The 18,756-nt window shown below is 58.1% G+C and carries 21 protein-coding genes and 1 tRNA gene; 12 read left to right on the top strand and 10 right to left on the bottom strand.

Annotation, left to right across the window (positions count from 1 at the left end; all coding sequences use genetic code 11):
- Nucleotides 1-28: 28 nt before the first annotated feature.
- On the bottom strand, nucleotides 29-838 hold the full coding sequence (gene xth / locus AADJ11_RS15180; protein WP_341235356.1) for an exodeoxyribonuclease III: 810 nt from the start codon (nucleotides 836-838) through the stop codon (nucleotides 29-31).
- Between the two features lie 364 nt (nucleotides 839-1,202).
- On the opposite strand from xth, the gene AADJ11_RS15175 reads away from it, so the two are divergent.
- Entirely contained in the window at nucleotides 1,203-1,490 is a 288-nt protein-coding gene (locus tag AADJ11_RS15175) for a hypothetical protein (RefSeq protein WP_341235355.1), read from the top strand.
- Between the two features lie 61 nt (nucleotides 1,491-1,551).
- Entirely contained in the window at nucleotides 1,552-2,625 is a 1,074-nt protein-coding gene (locus AADJ11_RS15170) for a hypothetical protein (protein WP_341235354.1), read from the top strand.
- A gap of 52 nt (nucleotides 2,626-2,677) precedes the next feature.
- Here the strand turns inward: AADJ11_RS15170 and AADJ11_RS15165 are convergent, their stop codons facing one another.
- Nucleotides 2,678-3,001 (bottom strand): iron-sulfur cluster assembly accessory protein, encoded by a 324-nt coding sequence (locus AADJ11_RS15165; RefSeq protein ID WP_341235353.1) that lies wholly within the window; start codon nucleotides 2,999-3,001, stop codon nucleotides 2,678-2,680.
- An 84-nt stretch (nucleotides 3,002-3,085) separates the two neighbouring features.
- Between AADJ11_RS15165 and AADJ11_RS15160 the strand changes: the two genes are divergently transcribed.
- The 7 genes from AADJ11_RS15160 to AADJ11_RS15130 all read left to right on the top strand — a co-directional run bounded on the left by AADJ11_RS15160 (nucleotide 3,086) and on the right by AADJ11_RS15130 (nucleotide 9,851).
- Nucleotides 3,086-4,225 carry a deoxyguanosinetriphosphate triphosphohydrolase gene (locus AADJ11_RS15160; RefSeq protein ID WP_341235352.1) on the top strand — a complete coding sequence of 380 codons (1,140 nt, stop codon included), beginning with the start codon at nucleotides 3,086-3,088 and terminating at the stop codon, nucleotides 4,223-4,225.
- Between the two features lie 62 nt (nucleotides 4,226-4,287).
- Nucleotides 4,288-6,030, top strand: a complete 1,743-nt coding sequence (gene argS, locus AADJ11_RS15155; RefSeq protein ID WP_341235351.1) for an arginine--tRNA ligase — start codon at nucleotides 4,288-4,290, stop codon at nucleotides 6,028-6,030.
- A 75-nt stretch (nucleotides 6,031-6,105) separates the two neighbouring features.
- Nucleotides 6,106-7,092, top strand: coding sequence for an SPOR domain-containing protein (locus AADJ11_RS15150; protein ID WP_341235350.1), 987 nt, complete (start codon nucleotides 6,106-6,108; stop codon nucleotides 7,090-7,092).
- The gene (gene nagZ / locus AADJ11_RS15145; protein WP_341235349.1) at nucleotides 7,092-8,096 is read left to right on the top strand and encodes a beta-N-acetylhexosaminidase; all 1,005 of its coding nucleotides are present in this window, start codon (nucleotides 7,092-7,094) and stop codon (nucleotides 8,094-8,096) included. Before AADJ11_RS15150 ends, nagZ begins: the two co-directional genes overlap by 1 nt.
- Complete coding sequence (locus AADJ11_RS15140; RefSeq protein WP_341235348.1) at nucleotides 8,089-8,883, top strand: ScpA family protein; 795 nt, start codon at nucleotides 8,089-8,091, stop codon at nucleotides 8,881-8,883. Before nagZ ends, AADJ11_RS15140 begins: the two co-directional genes overlap by 8 nt.
- Nucleotides 8,876-9,535, top strand: coding sequence for an SMC-Scp complex subunit ScpB (scpB, locus tag AADJ11_RS15135; RefSeq protein ID WP_341235527.1), 660 nt, complete (start codon nucleotides 8,876-8,878; stop codon nucleotides 9,533-9,535). The genes AADJ11_RS15140 and scpB overlap by 8 nt, the downstream gene beginning before the upstream one ends.
- Before the next feature lie 85 nt (nucleotides 9,536-9,620).
- Nucleotides 9,621-9,851 (top strand): hypothetical protein, encoded by a 231-nt coding sequence (locus AADJ11_RS15130; RefSeq protein WP_341235347.1) that lies wholly within the window; start codon nucleotides 9,621-9,623, stop codon nucleotides 9,849-9,851.
- 82 nt (nucleotides 9,852-9,933) lie between these two features.
- On the opposite strand, the gene AADJ11_RS15125 is transcribed toward AADJ11_RS15130, so the two are convergent.
- From AADJ11_RS15125 to AADJ11_RS15090, 8 genes are all read right to left on the bottom strand, one after another.
- Nucleotides 9,934-11,013: a 2'-deoxycytidine 5'-triphosphate deaminase gene (locus AADJ11_RS15125; RefSeq protein ID WP_341235346.1), complete on the bottom strand. Its 1,080-nt coding sequence runs from the start codon at nucleotides 11,011-11,013 to the stop codon at nucleotides 9,934-9,936.
- Nucleotides 11,014-11,077: 64 nt separating this feature from the next.
- Nucleotides 11,078-11,154: transfer RNA gene (locus tag AADJ11_RS15120), tRNA-Pro, on the bottom strand.
- 68 nt (nucleotides 11,155-11,222) lie between these two features.
- Nucleotides 11,223-12,071 carry a MerR family transcriptional regulator gene (locus tag AADJ11_RS15115; protein ID WP_341235345.1) on the bottom strand — a complete coding sequence of 283 codons (849 nt, stop codon included), beginning with the start codon at nucleotides 12,069-12,071 and terminating at the stop codon, nucleotides 11,223-11,225.
- A 4-nt stretch (nucleotides 12,072-12,075) separates the two neighbouring features.
- On the bottom strand, nucleotides 12,076-12,378 hold the full coding sequence (ihfA, locus tag AADJ11_RS15110) for an integration host factor subunit alpha (RefSeq protein ID WP_005853794.1): 303 nt from the start codon (nucleotides 12,376-12,378) through the stop codon (nucleotides 12,076-12,078).
- A gap of 97 nt (nucleotides 12,379-12,475) precedes the next feature.
- A complete protein-coding gene (locus AADJ11_RS15105) occupies nucleotides 12,476-13,447 on the bottom strand; it encodes a beta-ketoacyl-ACP synthase III (RefSeq protein WP_341235344.1) in 972 nt (323 codons plus the stop codon).
- Complete coding sequence (gene plsX / locus AADJ11_RS15100; RefSeq protein ID WP_341235343.1) at nucleotides 13,444-14,520, bottom strand: phosphate acyltransferase PlsX; 1,077 nt, start codon at nucleotides 14,518-14,520, stop codon at nucleotides 13,444-13,446. The genes AADJ11_RS15105 and plsX overlap by 4 nt, the downstream gene beginning before the upstream one ends.
- A 42-nt stretch (nucleotides 14,521-14,562) precedes the next feature.
- Nucleotides 14,563-14,769 (bottom strand): 50S ribosomal protein L32, encoded by a 207-nt coding sequence (rpmF, locus tag AADJ11_RS15095; RefSeq protein WP_341235342.1) that lies wholly within the window; start codon nucleotides 14,767-14,769, stop codon nucleotides 14,563-14,565.
- A gap of 198 nt (nucleotides 14,770-14,967) precedes the next feature.
- Nucleotides 14,968-15,519, bottom strand: a complete 552-nt coding sequence (locus AADJ11_RS15090; protein ID WP_341235341.1) for a DUF177 domain-containing protein — start codon at nucleotides 15,517-15,519, stop codon at nucleotides 14,968-14,970.
- A 90-nt stretch (nucleotides 15,520-15,609) separates the two neighbouring features.
- Between AADJ11_RS15090 and AADJ11_RS15085 the strand changes: the two genes are divergently transcribed.
- From AADJ11_RS15085 to AADJ11_RS15075, 3 genes are all read left to right on the top strand, one after another.
- Nucleotides 15,610-16,074: an outer membrane protein assembly factor BamE gene (locus AADJ11_RS15085; protein ID WP_341235340.1), complete on the top strand. Its 465-nt coding sequence runs from the start codon at nucleotides 15,610-15,612 to the stop codon at nucleotides 16,072-16,074.
- Between the two features lie 42 nt (nucleotides 16,075-16,116).
- The gene (locus AADJ11_RS15080; protein ID WP_341235339.1) at nucleotides 16,117-16,833 is read left to right on the top strand and encodes a GNAT family N-acyltransferase; all 717 of its coding nucleotides are present in this window, start codon (nucleotides 16,117-16,119) and stop codon (nucleotides 16,831-16,833) included.
- Nucleotides 16,834-16,920: 87 nt separating this feature from the next.
- Nucleotides 16,921-18,732, top strand: coding sequence for an ATP-binding cassette domain-containing protein (locus tag AADJ11_RS15075; protein WP_341235338.1), 1,812 nt, complete (start codon nucleotides 16,921-16,923; stop codon nucleotides 18,730-18,732).
- Nucleotides 18,733-18,756: the final 24 nt, after the last annotated feature.

Raw genomic sequence — 18,756 nt, 5'->3', positions numbered from 1 at the left:
TTCAAAAATAGCGGGTTAAAAATAGCGGCTAGATATCCAGATCAACCCAGACCGGCACGTGGTCCGACGGCTTTTCCCGCGCGCGTATATCCTTGTCTATCTGGCACTCTCGCAAACAATCGGCGACGGCGGGGCTCAGCAGGAAATGGTCGATGCGGATGCCGTTATTGCGGTTCCACGCCCCTGCCTGATAATCCCAAAAGCTGTAATGCCCCGGCCCTTGGGTGCGGGCGCGAAATGCATCCGTCAGCCCAAGCGCGATGAGGTGCCGCCACGCGGTACGCGATTCCAGACGAAACAAGGCATCCTCGCGCCAGGCGTCCGGCTTGGCGGCATCTTCGGCTTGGGGGATGATATTGTAATCGCCGGTCATCAAAAACGGGGTTTCTTCGGCCAGCAGGGCTTTGGCGCGGTCTTGCAACCGCTGCATCCACGCCAGCTTATACGCGTATTTTCCGCCAGCGACGGGGGCCCCTGTGCTGTCCAACTCCACCGGGTTGCCGTTGGGCAGGTACAACCCGCAAATCCGGACCGCCTGCTTGTCGCCCATAACCGTCGCCTCGATATAGCGGGCTTGCTCGTCTGTGTCGTCACCGGGCAGGCCGCGGGTCACGTCTTCGAGGGGGAGTTTCGACAGGATCGCGACCCCGTTGAATGATTTTTGCCCAAGGGTTTCGACATTATATCCACGGTCTTCAAAAAGTTCGCGAGGGAAGTTTTCGTCGATCGATTTGATCTCTTGCAACACCACCACGTCCGGCTGGGCCTCGTCTAGCCATTGCGGCAATGCGTCGATGCGGGCTTTGATACCGTTGATGTTGAACGTTGCGATTTTCATGATTGCCCCCAAGCCGGTGATTGGGTCCAGCTATCGCGTATCCGGCGCAATGGGGCAAGTGCAACGCGCGTCAAAACCTAAGGCCGTTTAGGGCGATTCGGGCGTAAAAATCTGCATGACCGGTTGCCGTTCAACCTAAGATGGAAGTGGCGGTATGTGGATAATATATGTGGATAAGCTGTGGAGTTCTGCGTGTTTCAGCGAGAATTCGAATTCCTGAACACCCGAAATAATGTGGATAATTGTGGTAAATTTCTCCCTTAGGAAGAATTAACGCGTGAGTAACTACTTTGCCGATTAGTTGGTAAACGATTGCTGCCTCCGGTTGCAGTCGAAGAAACCTTAACCTCAAAGAGGACTAAAAATGACCGCATTTGCCTATGTCGATGAAACACAATCCGCCGCAGCCCCAACAGGGATGGCCTCCATGCATGCCGGACAGGGAACAGAGCTGTTTACCACCGGATCCAGCGCGGGGCCCGTCCAGATGATGACCGGCGGCGGCACAGAATTGTTCACCACCGGATCAAGCGCAGGACCCGTTCAAATGATGACAGGCGGCGGTACGGAGTTGTTCACCACAAGCTGCGGCCCTGCTGGTACCGAAATGACTTCTGGCCACTTGGTCGAGTTGTTTACAACAAGCTGCTGAGCCCACGTGAAAACCTGTTCTGCGCCCTGAACGCGGCGCAGAACGTTACCGGAGACTGTCGATGTCAAATGTTCTTTCTTTCACGCCGCGCACCAAAGCCAGCGCCGCCGGGTTTGACGCCCTAAGCGCAATGTTCGCAGACCAGCGCTGCGCACGGGGGGATGTGTTTTGGTTAAAAGAGAATGCTGAATGGCTGGGTATTTTGGCAAGCATGTCGGCAGATGTTTCCAGCGGTGCCCTTGAACCTTATGCGGCGTTTTATGAAACGATCGGCCGTCAGCTTGAATTTTTCCCGCAATATTACCGGTTTTACCTGTCGATTTGTCTTGATCTTGAGGATCTGGGCGCGGGCGGAACACAGGGGGAGGCGCTGTGCCACTGGGTGGCGGCGCAGGGGTTGGTCGAGGCGGAATTGTCGGATTTGCAACGCGGCGAGGCCGCGCGACTATTGTCGCGGCGCGGCGTGCGGACCAAATGCCACGCGGAGGCGCTTGGCGATAGGTTGCAACGCTTTATCGCCCGGCCGCAAACCTTTGCCTTGCCCAATAAAAAGGCGGCCTACGAGCTGGCCCATATCATCTTTTATCTCAGCGATTATGGCCGCCGTGATCCGGCCTTGGCACCCGAGACATTGATCAGTCTCGAATACGCGGGGTTGCTGGCCTATCTGGACCAAGATATTGATTTATTATCGGAAATCTGCGTCGCGCTGCGTTTTTCAGGTACGGTGCCCAGCCCGATTTGGGAGCGTTTGGTGGCGCAAACCCATGCCACCTGCACCATCAATGGCGGGGCACCGGGGGCGTTAGATGCTTATCATGGGTATCTTGTCACCGGCTGGTTGGCGCATTTGACGGACCGACCCGCCTTTGATCATGCGGTGCCCGCGGGACAAGTCACCATTCAGGGTGCAATGATCGGCCAAGGGGCGTTACGCGGTTTGTCAGAAAGCCTGTTCGAGTTGGGGCCAAAGCGATTGCCGGATTGGCCACGCATGCGCCGTAGCCTTTTGCCTGATCTCAGCGGGGTCGAGCAATCGGTGATCGCACAGGCGGAGCAGTCCAGCGAGAAGTTTGAGGCGTTTTTCCAAGGCTTTGCGCGCGCGGGGGCGGGGGAAATGACCTCATTTGCATGAGGCCAGCCTCCGGCGGGAGTTTTTTTGGCAAAATGAAACCGAAGGCAGCGTGCTACATCGAGAAGGACGTGCCGCAGCCGCAGGCGCTGGTCGCGTTGGGGTTTTCGATTACGAAACGCGCGCCGATCAGTTCTTCGGAAAAATCGATTATCGCATTGGCCAAGAAGGGCAGGGAGATGCTGTCGACCACGACTTTTTGCCCCGAACCTTCAAGGACCATGTCGTCGTCTTTGGGGGCATCCAGGATGATCTCGTACTGAAAGCCAGAGCAGCCGCCGCCTTCGACTGCGACGCGCAGGGCTTTGCCATCAGCCGCGGCACCGATTTCGGCAAGGCGGTCAAAAGCACGTGAGGTAACTTTGGGTGGCAGGTTCATTTTCGGGCTCCGGTGTGATCGGTTTCCATCTGTCGTTGCTTACAATATAGAAAGCCACAGGACAGGCCACAAGGACCACTGATCATGCGCGCTTCTTTTGCCTCTGATCCGGCAGCGACCCGGGGACGGTTGATGCCGGAGGAGGAGAGTACCTTTCGGTCTTGCTTTCAGCGGGATCGTGACCGGATTATCCATGCCAGCGCGTTTCGCAGGCTCAAGCACAAGACGCAGGTGTTTATTGAGCATGAGGGCGATTATTATCGGACACGGCTGACCCATTCGATTGAGGTCGCCCAAGTGGCGCGTACGATTTCGGGGGCGTTGGGCTTGAATGCCGAGCTGACCGAAGCCGTCGCCTTGGCCCATGACTTGGGCCATCCGCCGTTTGGTCACACAGGCGAAGACGCATTGCAGACGTTGATGCTGCCCTTTGGCGGGTTTGATCATAACGCGCAGGCGATCCGCATCGTGACCCATCTTGAGCGGCATTATGCGGAATTCGACGGGCTGAACCTGACGTGGGAGACCTTGGAAGGCATTGCCAAGCATAACGGTCCGGTGACGGGCCCGCTGCCTTGGGCGCTTGAAGCATATGGCAGCCAGCATGATCTGGAACTGGACACCTATGCGAGTGCCGAGGCGCAGGTGGCCGCGATTGCCGATGATGTGGCCTATAACCACCACGATTTGCATGACGGGCTGCGCGCCGAGCTGTTTTCGACCGACGAGCTGGCCAAGCTGCCCATTCTTGAACGCAACTTTGCCGAAGTGGACCGTTTGTACCCCGGTCTGAACTATTACCGCCGCCGTCACGAGGCGCTGCGCCGGTTCTTTGGCGTGTTGGTCGAGGACGTGATTACCGTTGCACGGGCCCGTTTGGAGGAGATGCAGCCGCAATCCGCCACCGATATTCGCATGGCGGGCCGCACCTTGATCCAGTTTTCGGACCCTGTGTTTCAAGACCTCAAGGTGATCCGCGCGTTTTTGTTTGACCGTATGTACCGCGCGCCGTCGGTTGTGATCATGCGCAAGCAGGTGACCGAAGTCGTCAATGATCTGTTTCCACATTTCTGCGCCCATCCCGAAGAATTGCCGAAACAATGGCGCAAGGATGTTGAGGACGCGCAAGACGAAACGGCGCTGGCGCGGATCGTCAGCGATTATATCTCGGGGATGACCGACCGCTTTGCGCTTCAGGAACATGAACGGCTGATCAAGGGCTAAGCGCTCTTGATGTTTGGCGGTTTTTCAGGCGATACACAGGGCCAAGCCGAAGGAATGCCCCAATGAACCTATTTGCCGATATCCGCACCCATGTGCTGTCCACGCTTGATACGCTTGTTGCCGATGGGTTTCTGCCCGCTGGCCTAAGCTTTGACGCCATTGCAGTGGAACCACCACGCGATGCGGCCCATGGCGATATGGCCACCAATGCCGCGATGGTACTGGCCAAACCGGCAGGCATGAAACCCCGCGATATTGCCGAGAAACTGGCCGAAAAACTGGCCGAAGACCCGCGGATTACATCCGTCGAAGTTGCGGGGCCGGGGTTCTTGAACCTACGGCTTGCGCCGTCTGTCTGGCAGGGCGTTGTGGGCGCGGTTCTGGCCGAGGGCACCGATTTCGGTCGCGGTGATCTGGGGCAGGGCAAGCGGGTGAACGTCGAATATGTATCGGCCAACCCAACCGGGCCGCTGCACGTGGGCCACACCCGTGGTGCGGTTTTTGGCGATGCGTTGGCGTCCCTGCTGGATTTCGCAGGCTTTGACGTCACGCGCGAATACTACATTAACGACGGTGGCGCGCAGGTCGATGTGCTCGCGCGGTCCGTGTATCTGCGGTATCTTGAGGCCCATGGCCAAGAGGTTGCCTTTCCCGATGGCACCTATCCCGGCGACTATCTGATTGCGGTCGGTGAGGCGCTGAAAGCCAAGGTTGGCGACGCATATATCGGCAAGGACGAAGACGTCTGGCTGGAAGACGTGCGCAGCTTTGCAACCGAGGCGATGATGGACCTGATCCGGGCCGATCTGGCGTCTTTGGGCGTCAAGATGGACGTGTTCTTTTCCGAAAAGTCGCTGTACGGCACCGGTCTGATCGAAGCGGCGATCGAGGATCTGAAATCCAAGGGCCTGATTTACGAAGGTGTGCTTGAGCCGCCAAAGGGCAAGCTGCCCGAGGATTGGGAGCCGCGCGAGCAAACCCTGTTCAAATCCACCGCGCATGGGGACGACGTGGACCGGCCGGTGATGAAATCCGATGGCGGCTGGACCTATTTTGCCCCCGACATCGCGTATCACTATGACAAGGTGCAGCGCGGTTTTGACATGTTGATTGACGTGTTCGGGGCCGACCATGGCGGTTACGTCAAGCGGATGAAAGCGGCAGTTTCCGCGCTGTCCGGTGGCACGGTGCCGCTGGATATCAAGCTGACCCAACTGGTTAAGCTGTTCAAAGACGGCAAAGAATTCAAGATGTCCAAGCGGGCAGGGACGTTTGTTACCCTGCGCGATGTGGTCGATCAGGTCGGCCCTGATGTGACCCGCTTTGTGATGCTGACGCGCAAGAACGACGCGATGCTGGATTTCGACTTTGCCAAGGTGCTTGAGCAATCCCGCGAAAACCCCGTGTTCTATGTTCAATACGCCCATGCGCGGGTGAATTCGGTTCTGCGCAAAGCAACTGAGGCAGGCGTGGCGACGGATATGGTCACCTTGCAAGCTGCTGATTTGTCGCTGTTGGACCACGAGGCAGAGCTGAAACTGGCAGGCAAGCTGGCAGAATGGCCGCGTCTTGTTGAAACGGCGGCGCGCAGCAATGAACCGCACCGGATCGCGTTCTATCTGTACGAATTGGCTGGCGATTTCCACGGGTTGTGGAACCGCGGCAATGACGTGCCATCGCTGCGCTTTTTGCAGGATGATGCGGCTGTGTCTCAGGCAAAAATCGCGCTGGCAAAGTCCGCAGCGATTGTAATTGCGTCAGGTCTTGGTATTCTTGGGGTGACCCCGGCAGAAGAGATGCGTTAAACGCACGCCTGCCGGACAGGCAAATTCAAACTACAGACCCGCGCCGATTAACGAGTGGCGGGCAGTGAGGCAGAGATGGCAGATTACACGTCTTCCCACCAAGGTGGGGAATACTATGCAGATTCTGATATGTATGATGTGGGCCCTCAGCGGTCTAACCCATTGGCAAGCATAACCAATATTGCGGGCGCGGCTTTGTCTGCGGTGCTTGTTATTGGTATCGGCGTTTGGGGCTATAAACTGCTTGTGCGCGATGTAAGCGGTATTCCGATTGTGCGTGCGGCCCAAGGTGACATGCGGGTGCGCCCCGAAAATCCCGGTGGTCAATTGGCGCAAAATCAGGGGCTATCGGTCAATGCTGTTGCCTCTGAAGGGACAGCAGATCAGGTGGCAGAGCGTGTTATTCTGGCCCCCAGACCCCTTGATCTGGAGGCTGAAGACCAGCCGGTGTTGGCATCAATGGTTGCACCTGTGCCACAGGCGACTGCGCCGGTTGCTTCGGCGGCTGACGTGAATGCGGCCCTGAACAGCGGCAATGTCGATGATCTGGTCGCCCAACTGACCGACGGGATGGAGCCGATGGATACGGGCGAGGTCGCGCCGATCAAGGCCAGCGCTTCTATTGACCCCGCATCGCTGGATATGGCTGTTTCCAACGCAATTGCGGTCGCCATGGTGGCAGAGCCGGGGGTAAAGGCATCGCTGCGTCCCAAAACGCGCCCCGCCGTGCGCGCGGTGGTGACCCAAGCCGCGTTTGATACCAGTGCATCCGCGACAGAGGTTAAAGAGCTTTCAGCCGACAGCCTGCCCACGGGGACGCGTTTGGTACAGCTTGGTGCCTTTGACACGCCCGAGATTGCGCGCAGCCAATGGGACAAATTGAACGGGCGTTTCGGCGCGTATCTTGAGGGTAAATCCCGCATCGTTCAAGAAGCCAGCAGTGGCGGGCGCACGTTCTACCGCCTGCGCGCGCATGGGTTCATAGACATTGCCGACGCACGCCGCTTTTGTTCGGCCCTTGTGGCGGAAAACGCTGATTGTATCCCTGTCGTGACCCGCTAATGCGGTTTGGCGCGACGATACTGGATGCGACCGGGCTGCGCCTGACAGCGCAGGAAAAGGCGCTGTTTCGCGCCGTAAAACCCTTTGGTTTTATCCTGTTCGCCCGCAATATCGATACGCCTGATCAGGTTCGCGCCTTGTGCGATGAAATGCGCGAGGCGGCGGGCCATGACGCGGTGATCACCGTCGATCAGGAAGGTGGGCGTGTACAACGTCTGCGTGGCCCTATCTGGCGCGACTGGACGCCGCCGCTTGATTTTGTGCAGGCCGCTGGTGCCAATGCGGCGCAAGCGATGTACATCCGGTATCGCCTGATCGCACAGGAGTTGCATGACGTGGGCATCGACAGCAATTGCGCCCCGATGGTGGATGTTGCGGGCTCGCAAACTCATGAATTCTTACGTAACCGGTGCTATGGCACCGACGCGGCACAGGTGGCCGCGTTGGGCCGTGCTGCCGCTGACGGGATGCTGGCGGGGGGCGTGTTGCCGGTGGTCAAACACATGCCGGGGCATGGGCGCGCGACCATGGACAGCCATTTCGATCTGCCCTTGGTCGGGGCCGCACATGCGGACTTGGCCACCTGTGATTTTGCGCCCTTCAAGGCGCTGAATGACCTGCCGATGGGGATGACGGCGCATCTGGTCTATGACGCGATTGATCCGCGCCCTGCCACGCTGTCGCCGGTGATGATGCAGCTGATCCGCGACGAGATCGGGTTTGATAACCTGATTATGACCGATGACATCTCGATGAAGGCGCTTCAGGGCGGCGTTGATCAGATCAGCCGCGATGCTTTGGAGGCGGGTTGTGATGTGATTTTGTACTGCAACGCATCCCTTGAAGACCGCAGTTTGGTGGCAGATGCGGCGGGGGAAATGACCGATGCCGCGCAAACCCGGGCTGAACGCGCGCTTTCGATGCGCGTAGCCCCTGACGAGATTGACATTTCCGCCCTGACTGCGAAGCTTGACGCGCTTTTGGGCGAGGAATTGCATGGCTGAAAACCTTTTTGAGGAAGACCAGACAACGGTCGCCGAAAGGCTGGCCGCCGAAGCGTTGATTATTGATGTGGACGGGTTCGAGGGGCCATTGGACCTTTTGCTGACCCTAAGCCGCACCCAAAAAGTCGATCTGCGCAAAATCTCGGTCCTGCAACTGGCGCGGCAATATCTGCTGTTTGTGGAAAAGGCCAAGGCGCTGCGGTTGGAATTGGCCGCTGATTATCTGGTGATGGCCGCATGGCTGGCATTTCTGAAGTCCCGTTTGCTGTTGCCGCCCGACCCGACCGAGGAAGGCCCCACAGGCGAGGAACTAGCCGCCCATCTGGCGTTTCAGTTGGAACGTTTGCAGGCGATGCGCGATGCGGCTGCACGGCTGATGGCGCGCGATCAACTGGGCCGAGATTTCTTTGCCCGCGGTCAAACCCACGAGGTCAAGCGCACGCGCCGCGTCACCTATAGCGCGACGTTGCTGGATTTGATGCAAGGCTATGCGCGGATACGGACCCGCGATGAATTTCGCCCCTTTGTGATGGACCGCGACAAGGTTTTCACGATGGAACAGGCGCTTGAACGGATGCGGGGGTTGATCGGCTTTGCGGGGGACTGGGGCGATCTGACCAGCTATTTGCCAGAAGGGTGGGGCGATGATCCGGTCATGCGCCGTTCGGCCACGGCATCGACCTTTGCCGCGTCGCTTGAGCTGGTGAAAGAGGGCCATCTTGAGATCCGCCAATCCGAAAGCTTTGCCCCGATTGAATTGCGAAAAAGAGAGGGACGTGGTGACTGAACCCGTTGAACATCAAGAAGAAAGCCTGTTCGAGGCACCACCCGTCGCAGAGCAAGAGCGTATGCTTGAGGCCATTCTTTTTGCCACTGCCGAACCCGTAACGCTACGCGAGATTGAATCGCGCATGCCCCACGGCTGTGACGCGGCCGAGGCGATGGTACATCTGCGGAAACGCTATGAAGGGCGGGGCGTGCAAGTGGCAAAGATCGGCGATGCCTATGCAATGCGTACCGCTGCCGACTTGGGCTATCTGATGCAAAAAGAAACGGTTGAGGTGCGTAAACTGTCACGCGCCGCGATCGAGACCTTGGCCATCATCGCCTATCACCAGCCCGCAACCCGCGCCGAGATTGAAGAGATCCGCGGCGTTTCCGTGTCGCGGGGCACCTTGGATCAGTTGCTTGAACTTGATTGGATCCGCTTTGGCCGGCGCAAAATGACACCGGGGCGGCCCGTTACCTTTGTCGTGACCCAAGGGTTCTTGGCGCATTTCGGGCTGGAAAGCCCCCGCGATCTGCCCGGCCTGAAAGAACTGCGTTCTGCCGGTTTGTTGGAAAGCCGCCCAGCCTTTGGCGGGCTGCCACTGATGGCGGGAGAAGAGGACGACGTTGACGAAGACGTGGAAGGCCAAAGCGAGCTTTTTGAAGATTAAAGCTGTGGGGAACCTGAAAAATAACCAAAACTCTGCTATATTAGGAGCAAGAGTTAATTTTCGCGCGAAATAACGAGGTCGAACCATGAACCAGATTGTGAATATGATTATGCGCCGCGTTATGGGTCAGCTGATCAACCGGGGTGTGAACCTTGGGTTTAATCAGGCGTCTAAAATCGGCAAGGGCAAAAAGGGCGCGGGCAGTCAGCCTGCCGTGTCACCCGAGGAAGATGCCCGCCGCAACCGCGCAGCACGCGAGCAGGGTAAGCAATCGCGCCAGATGTTGAAAACCATGCGGCGTTTGGGGCGTTTTTAAGCGTCGTCGTCGCGTGTTGTAGGGGGCTCTGCCCCCCGCCCTATGGGCGTCCCCCGGGATATTTTTAAGCCAGAGAAGCGGTTTAGCCGGGCGCTGCGAAATGTTTGCTGAGTTTGAGGCCTTGGCCTTGGTAGTTTGAGGCAATGCCTGCGCCATAGAGTTGCGTAGGGACCTGTGCCATCTTTTCATAGACCAAGCGGCCCACGACTTGGCCATGTTCAAGCACAAAGGGGGCCTCGTGGCAGCGGACCTCAAGGACGCCGCGTGATCCGGCACCGCCAGATTTATCATGACCGAAACCGGGGTCAAAGAAACCCGCGTAATGCACGCGAAATTCACCGACCATCGCAAGGTAAGGGGCCATTTCTGCGGCGTATTCGGGCGGGATTGTTACGGCTTCGCGGCTGACGAGGATATAGAACGCGCCGGGGTCTAGGATGATCTGGCCGTTGTCGCTGTGCACTTCTTCCCAATAGTCGGCGGGGGCGTAGTGACCGATTTTATCCAGATCAATGACGCCTGTATGCGGTTTCGCGCGGTAGCCGACCAAGGTGGTGCCGGGCAGACGTAGATCGACGGAGAAGCCCAAGCCATCGTCAATGACCGGATCGCCATCAACCAGCGGGGTTGTCGCATGCAGGGCGCGCAGGGCGTCGTCGTTCAGCGTGGCGTCGCCGGTAGAAAAGCGGATCTGGTTCAGGCGCATGCCGGGGCGCACCAACACCGAAAACGAGCGTGGGCAGATTTCAGCGTAAAGCGGACCTGCGTAGCCGGGGCTGACGCGGTCGAATTCGGTGCCGCCATCGGTGATGGTACGGGTCAGCAGGTCTAGTCGTCCGGTCGAGCTTTTGGCATTGGCGACGGCGGAGATATCATCGGGCAGCGCGAGCCCTTCCATCAGCGGGACAACGTAAACGCAGCCCTTTTCCAGAACGGCCCCGTCGGTGAGGTCAACGCGGTGCATCTCAAACTCGCTCAGCCGGTCGGCAACTTTGGCACCATGCCCTGCAAGAAAAGAAGCGCGTACGCGGTAGGCCACCGTGCCAAGGCGCAGATCAAGGCTGGCGGGTTGGATTTGGGCGGGGTCAACCGGCACATCGCCAGTGATCTGGCCCGCGTTGATCATGTCGCTGATTTGCTGGTTTGGGATAACACCGCCCATAGCAGGACCTTTCAAATGCAAACACCCGCACCGTTACAGGCGCGGGCGTTTGTTTTATGTCGGTTGGTCGGGCTAGCAGGACTCGAACCTGCGACCTTCCGTCCCCCAGACGGACGCGCTACCAGGCTGCGCCATAGCCCGACATGTGGCGGTAAATACCTGATAATCGCGGGTGCGCAAGGGGGAATTACCGCAAAGCGCATGGCGTTTCAGTCTTTTGTTGCTGGACTGTGGTCCGAGACCCCAGACACCATGGAATCGCGCAGTGCCGCAAGTTGGGACAACACCGGCGCGATGTCTGCGGCGGCAGCGGGCGTGATTTTGCGGAGGCGGAGCGCAGATGACAGCGTCGCCGCGGTGGCGGGAATGTCTGTTTCCGGCGGGATGGTAACGTCGACAACGCGTGGTTTGGTCACGTTTGGCGCAGGCGGTGCATCTGCCGTTTGGCTGGGCGCGGGTTGAGGCGTATCAGCTACCGCAGGTGCGGTGCCGGAGGCCGCGTCTAAATCTGCCTTGGCGCTGCTTATCGTTTCTTTTTCAACAGGTTGTTGGTCGTCTTTAATGTTTTCATCGGGTGCCTCAGACGTCTCAGCAGGTTCAGACACCGGGGCTGCGTCTTGCGTGGGTGTTGGTGCCGACTGTGCTGGTTCTGGCGCAGGATCCACGGGACGCGCGCTTTCAAAGGGGAGCACGACGCTTTCTGGTTTGACCGGCTCGGCAGGCAATGCGGCCATATCTACCGTATCGGTGGCATCGTCATTGACGTCAGCTTGGCCAAGCTCGTCGAGCGGTGCCGACAGGGCCGCGACGTAGTTCATGCCTTCTTCGCGCAGCACTTTCTGGACGCCTTTGATCGTCAGGCCATCCTCATGCAGCATGCGTTTGATACCGCCAAGCAGCAGCATGTCAGCAGGGCGATAGTAACGCCGGCCGCCAGCCCGTTTTATCGGTTTGATTTGGGTGAATTTGCTTTCCCAGAAACGCAGAACATGGGCTTGGATGCCCAGCCAATCAGCGACTTCTGAGATGGTACGGAATGCGTCCGGAGACTTGGGCATCAGATCAACGCTTGTTCCCGTCGGCGACCCGGTCCTTCATCAAATGGGAGGGGCGGAATGTCAGAACGCGGCGCGGGTTAATCGGAACTTCCTCGCCTGTTTTTGGATTACGGCCAACACGCGCAGATTTGTCGCGCACAGAAAATGTACCGAAAGAGGAGATTTTAACCTGTTCGCCTTTGACCAAGGCGTCAGACATATGTTCAAGAACGGCCTCTACAAGTTGGGCGCTTTCATTGCGGGATAGCCCCACTTCGCGAAAGACAGCTTCGCTCAAATCCATGCGGGTCAACGTTTTGTCGGCCATTCCATATCCCTTGTATTTTTTTCAGCATAGGCAGGGAAGTTTTCACCTGTCAACAACTATGGGCCGTAAGGCCCTGTTTGCGCGGCGAAAAGCGAGTTTACCAGCGCAGAACGACCGCGCCCCATGCCAGCCCGCCGCCGATTGCTTCGGTCACGATCAGGTCGCCTTGCTTGATCTGACCGCGCTGTTTGCCGACAGATAATGCCAGCGGAATGGACGCCGCCGAGGTGTTGCCGTGGTCCTGTACGGTTACGACAACCTGATCCATCGACAGGTTCAATTTCTTTGCAGTGCCTTGAATAATACGGATATTTGCCTGATGGGGCACGACCCAGTCGATATCTTCCGATGTCACATCGGCACGTTCCATTGCGGTCGTTGCCGTCGCGGCGAGCTTTTCAACCGCATGGCGAAAAACCTGATTGCCTTGCATGCGCAAGTAGCCGGTTGTGCCCGTGCTGATGCCGCCGTCGACGTAAAGCAGGTCACGATAGCGACCGTCGGAATTTAGATCCGTCGACAGGATACCGCGATCGGCAGGGGTGCCGGTGCCTTCTTGGGCCTCAAGCAGCAGCGCGCCTGCGCCGTCGCCGAACAAAACGCTGGTACTGCGGTCGGTCCAGTCCATGATTTTCGAGAATGTCTCGGACCCGATGACGAGCACGCGTTTGGCTTGGCCTGACAGAATCAGCGCATTGGCGTTGGCGAGGGCGTAGATAAAGCCGGCACAAACAGCCTGCACATCAAAGGCAAAGCCGCTTTCCATGCCCAGTTCGGCCTGCACCATGGTCGCAGCAGAGGGGAATGTCAGATCGGCAGTCGATGTCGCAAGAATGATAGCGTCTACATCTGCGGGGGTTTTTCCGGCCTCTTCCAGCGCAATGCGCGCAGCGGCCGTGGCCATGGTCGAGGTGGTTTCGCCTTCGCTTACGAAATGGCGGCGCTCGATGCCCGAGCGGGACCTGATCCATTCGTCATCGGTGTCAATTTTGCCTTCGAATTCAACGTTTTCGACGACTCGTTTGGGCAAATAGTGCCCGGCACCAATAACAACAGCTCGGATGGTCATTCTTCGATCTCTTTCACCGGTGGTGCGGTGGCAACCCGTGCCGCAAGCCGGTTGGTAAATTCACTTTCCGCCAGACGTGCGGCCAGTTTGATGGCCGATGATACGCCCGTCGCATCGGCAGCGCCATGAGATTTTACAACGGTGCCATTCAGCCCCAGAAACACGCCACCGTTCACACGGCGCGGGTCAAACCGTTTTCTGACGCGGGCCAGCGACCCATAGGCAAACAGGGCTGAAATGCGCGACCAGATTGAATGCTGAAAGGCTTCGCGCAGACCGTTGCCGATCAATGTCGCAGTGCCTTCGCCGGTTTTGATCGCCACGTTGCCGGTAAACCCGTCGGTGACAATAACGTCAGCGACGTCGCCCGACAGATCGCTGCCTTCGACGAAACCGACGAAATCGAACTCGGCCTCATCGGCGGCATCACGAATCAGCTCATAGGCTTCTTTCAGCTCGGTACGGCCTTTGTGTTCTTCGGTGCCGACATTCAAAAGCCCAATGCGGGGACGTTCGATGCCCATACCGTTGCGGGCATATGATTTGCCCATCAACGCAAAGCGCAGCAGGTCATCGGCATCGGCACGGATATCAGCACCGACATCCAGCATGACGTTGAAGCCTTGGGGGCCAGTCGAGGGATAGAGAACAGCAATCGCAGGGCGATTGACGCCAGCCATTTTTTTCAGACGGATCATCGAAATGGCCATCAACGCGCCGGTGTTACCGCAGCTTACGGCAACCGATGCTTCGCCCGTGCGCACAGATTCGATGGCAGACCACATGGAAGTGTCCTTGCCATTGCGCAGCACATTGCTGGGCTTGTCGCCCATGGTCACAACGCCGGTGGCATTGCGCACAGTACAACGGCCCGCCAATTCGGGACGCTTGGCCACCAAGGGTTCCAGCGTCTCCGCTGGCCCGTGCAGGACAAAGCTGATGTCAGGATTCTTGGCCGCAGACTCAGAGCACCCGGCAACAACGATTGCCGGGCCCTGATCGCCCCCCATTGCATCAACTGAAATAAGGGTACGCTGAGCGTTCGCTTTAGGCTGATCGGACGAAACCGTCATCTGGTGCGAAGCCTTTTATTATCTGCGGTTAACGATGACAGCTTACGCCGCGTCTTCGTCTAGGTCGATCTCTTCGTTCTGAGCGATGACTTCGTTGTCATCATAGTGACCGCAAGCCGCACAAATGTGGTGTGGGCGTTTCAGTTCACCGCAGTTTGCACATTCGTTTGGGTTCGCTGCAGTGAGCGAGTCGTGCGCGCGACGGTTGTTGCGACGCGATTTGGAAACTTTATTCTGTTGGACAGCCATGTCTGGTGCCTTTGCCTTCGGGGTCGTTCAGCGGCATATAGCCAAAGACGACCGTGTTTCAGATCAACTCCCGGTTTGGGCGTGACGTGCGTTTAGGCCTAAGCCTATCCGATGTCCAACCTTAATTGGGGTGAAGGGCGCAAAATACTGCGAAACCTTGCCGATGCAACCCCGTTTTGCACCGATTTCCTTGTATACCTACCCTTTCGGGTCTTCCAGCTTTTCGCGCAGCTGTGCCAGCCCGGCAAACGGGCGCGCATCTTCGTCGGTCATTGGGGCCACGCCGGGTTCGGCATAGACAGCCTGACCCAGCTCTGCACCGTCTGCACGGGGGTATTCGGGCACTTCAAGGGCCAAGGCCTCGATCATCACGGCGGCGGGGTCGATCCAAGCTGCAAGCCGTTCGGAGCGATCGTCGTCTGGCATTTCCGCTTCGGCTTCGTCAGGCTCTTGATAATCGTTAACGAAAAACCGCGTGATATTTACGTCAATGCGAGTCGTCACCGGTTCAAGCGTCACCACACATGGCTGCACCACGGTGGCCCCTAGGCGGGCATTCAGCTGCCAATCCGATTTACCGGAGGCGGATAATTTCCCCTCGAAAGATAATTTACGCAATGCGCTTAACCCCAGTTCGTCGGCAATCTGCCGCAGGGTGTCTGCGTCGGGGCGCAAGGAAAAAGGGGTGTCAGCGTTTTGGGGCAGATCTGCAACGCGCAATGCAGTCGATGTAGGGGGCGTGCGAGACATGATGTGTTGCTTTCGTTTCTTGAACCATAGGGCATGCTTGGTGTATGCGAGATAAAAGCCATGATCCCCAAGGGCAAGAGGGCACCAAGAATGCGTATCGATCGCCATGTCACCAAGACACTGATGTCTGCCGCTCTCGTTAGCGCGGGTCTTATGCTTGGGGCCTGTTCGCCGCAGTATAAGAACCATGGCTATGTGCCACTGCAAGAGGATCTGGACCAAATCACCATTGGCAGTGACACGCGCGACACGGTGACAGCAATGGCGGGTACACCTGCAGCGTCCGGATTGCTTGATTCTTCCAGCTATTATTATGTGCGCTCGCGCCGCAGGGCGTTGGGGTTTTTCGCACCCAAAGAGATCGAGCGCGAAGTGGTCGCCATCAGCTTTAGCGCCAATGGCATCGTACAAAATGTCGAACGCTTCGGGCTTGAGCGTGGCAATGTCATCGCGCTGGACCGGCGTGTGACCAGCTCTTCGATCAGCGACAAAGCCTTTATTCGCCAGCTTTTGGGCAATATCGGCCGGTTCAACCCTGCGGCCCTTAGTGGCTAGGCATCAGACCTTGGTGGGAATGCATGTGAGGACATGATCGCCATGAGCAAGGGCCGATACGATGTAGTGACGGCGCAAAGCCCCCAAGATATCCAATCAGCGCAGGCGCTTAGGGCGTTGGCCTTTGGGCTGAACACGCCGCTTGACCGTGACCCTTTTGATGCCAGCCAACGTCATATTCTGGTGCGCGAACGCAGCGGCGGGCGTCTTGTTTGCTGCTTTCGGATCGGCGTGTTCGAAGGGGCTGATATCACGGGCAGTTATGCAGCGCAGTATTACGGGCTGGACAGGCTGGCCGGATTCGACGGCAAGATGATGGAGCTGGGGCGCTTTTGCGTGCATCCCGATGCCGCCGACCCTGATATCGTGCGCATTGCCTGGGCGGCACTGACCGAGTTTGTCGATAGCCAAGGCATCAAGCTGCTGTTTGGCTGCACATCCTTCAAAGGGACCGACCCAGATGCATTTATGGGGAGTTTTGCGCTGTTGGCGCGGTGCCACCTTGCCCCGCGCGCATGGTATCCGGCCGAGGGCGCGGATGAAGTGTTGCGATTCGCAGACCAGACAGGCGACAGCGTGGACCGCAAAGAGGCGCTGCAACAGATGCCGCCACTGCTGCGCACCTATCTACTAATGGGTGGCTGGGTAAGCGATCATGCAGTGGTCGACCGGCAGATGAACACAATGCATGTGTTCACAGGGCTTGAGATCGATGCAATTCCAGAAAACCGAAAACGCTTGCTGCGCGGGTTGGTTTGAAAAGATTCTATGCCTTCGGCGAGGATTTAGAACCATTTGGAAGCAGGGGTCATTGACCCTGACGCGGCGTGGCGCTAGCTGGCGTTCATGGCACGCGCACCCTTATTACAAGTGAACGAGATTACGCTGACTTTCGGCGGCGATCCCGTATTCGAAGATATGTCTTTGGTCGTTCAACCGGGCGACCGGTTGGCTTTGGTCGGGCGAAACGGCTCGGGCAAGTCGACGTTGATGAAAGTCATGGCCGGCATTGTTGAAGCAGACAGCGGCGATGTGATCGTCGGCCCCGGTGTCTCCGTCGGCTATATGGAGCAGGACCCGGATCTAAGCGGGTTCGAGACCTTGGGCGATTTTGCGTCGCACGGGCTTGATCCGTCAGAGATGTATAAGGTGGAACGCGCGGGCGAGGGGCTGAAGTTTGACCCGGCACGCCCGGTCAGCACCGCAAGCGGTGGTGAACGTCGTCGCGCGGCATTGGCGCGGTTGATGGCATCCGAGCCTGAATTGATGTTGCTGGACGAACCGACCAACCATTTGGACATCGAGGCGATCCGCTGGTTGGAAGACGAGCTGAAAACCACGCGCGCCGCTTTTGTTATTATTTCGCACGATAGGGCATTCTTGCGCGAATTGACCCGCGCGACCCTGTGGATCGACCGCGGTGTGACGCGCCGGCAGGAAATCGGCTTTGGCGGGTTCGAGGCATGGCGCGACCAGATGTGGGAAGAAGAGGACATGCAGCGCCACAAGCTGAACCGCAAGATCAAGGCGGAGGCGCGTTGGGCTGTCGAGGGCATATCAGCGCGGCGCAAGCGCAACCAGGGCCGTGTACGTGCCTTGCAAGACCTGCGCGCCGAACGGGCCAGCCAGATCACGCGGCAGGGCACGGCGGCCATGGCGCTTGAGGCTGGACCCAAGTCGGGTCGCAAGGTGGTCGAGGCCGTGGGCATCACCAAAGCCTTTGGCGACAAGACGATTTTGCGCCCCTTTGACATCACCATCCAGCGCGGCGACAGGATTGCGCTGGTCGGCCCGAACGGCGTTGGCAAAACCACGCTTTTGAACATGCTGATTGGCAAGGAACAGCCTGATTCAGGGACGATCAAACTGGGCACCAACCTTGAGATCGCCTTGTTCGACCAAGCGCGCGCACAGTTGGATGGCGACATGTCACTATGGGACAGCCTGACCGGCGATCCCGAGATGCGCGTATCTGGCAAAGCGGACCAGATTTTGGTGCGCGGCCAGCCGAAACATGTCGTTGGATACCTGAAAGAGTTCCTGTTTGACGAAGGTCAGGCGCGTGCGCCGGTACGGTCCTTGTCGGGTGGTGAAAAGGCGCGGTTGTTGCTGGCCAAGATTATGGCGCGGTCCAGCAATATGCTGGTGCTCGATGAACCGACCAACGATCTGGACGTCGAAACCCTTGATTTGATGCAGGAATTGCTGTCGACCTATGATGGTACTGTGCTGCTGGTCAGCCACGACCGCGATTTCCTTGACCGTGTTGCCGCGACCACCATCGCGATGGAAGGTGACGGCAAGGCCACGGTTTATGCCGGCGGTTGGACCGATTATCTGGCACAGCGCCAGCAGGATGATTTCGATCAAAGTGTTATTGCCAAGACCAAAACGGGGGCCAAGGGCGAAAAGCCGAAAGCCGCCGCGCAAAAGGGCCTTAGCTTTACCGAAAAGCACCGTCTTGAGGCGCTTCCTGCCGAGATTTCGCGTCTGGAGGCCGAGATTGCCAAGCTGGAAGAGTTGATGAGTGACCCCGCGCTTTACACCGACAATCCGGTGAAGTTCCAAAAAGCGACAGATGCCTTGGTCGAGCGGAACGAAAAGCTGCAAGACGCCGAGGCCGAATGGCTGGTGCTTGAGGAAAAGGCCGAGAGCTAAAGTAACGGGGGCAGGGCGACCCGC

It is taken from the genome of uncultured Sulfitobacter sp. (assembly GCF_964021855.1).
Lineage (GTDB): Bacteria > Pseudomonadota > Alphaproteobacteria > Rhodobacterales > Rhodobacteraceae > Sulfitobacter.
This window is presented reverse-complemented; position numbering and strand designations above follow the sequence as displayed.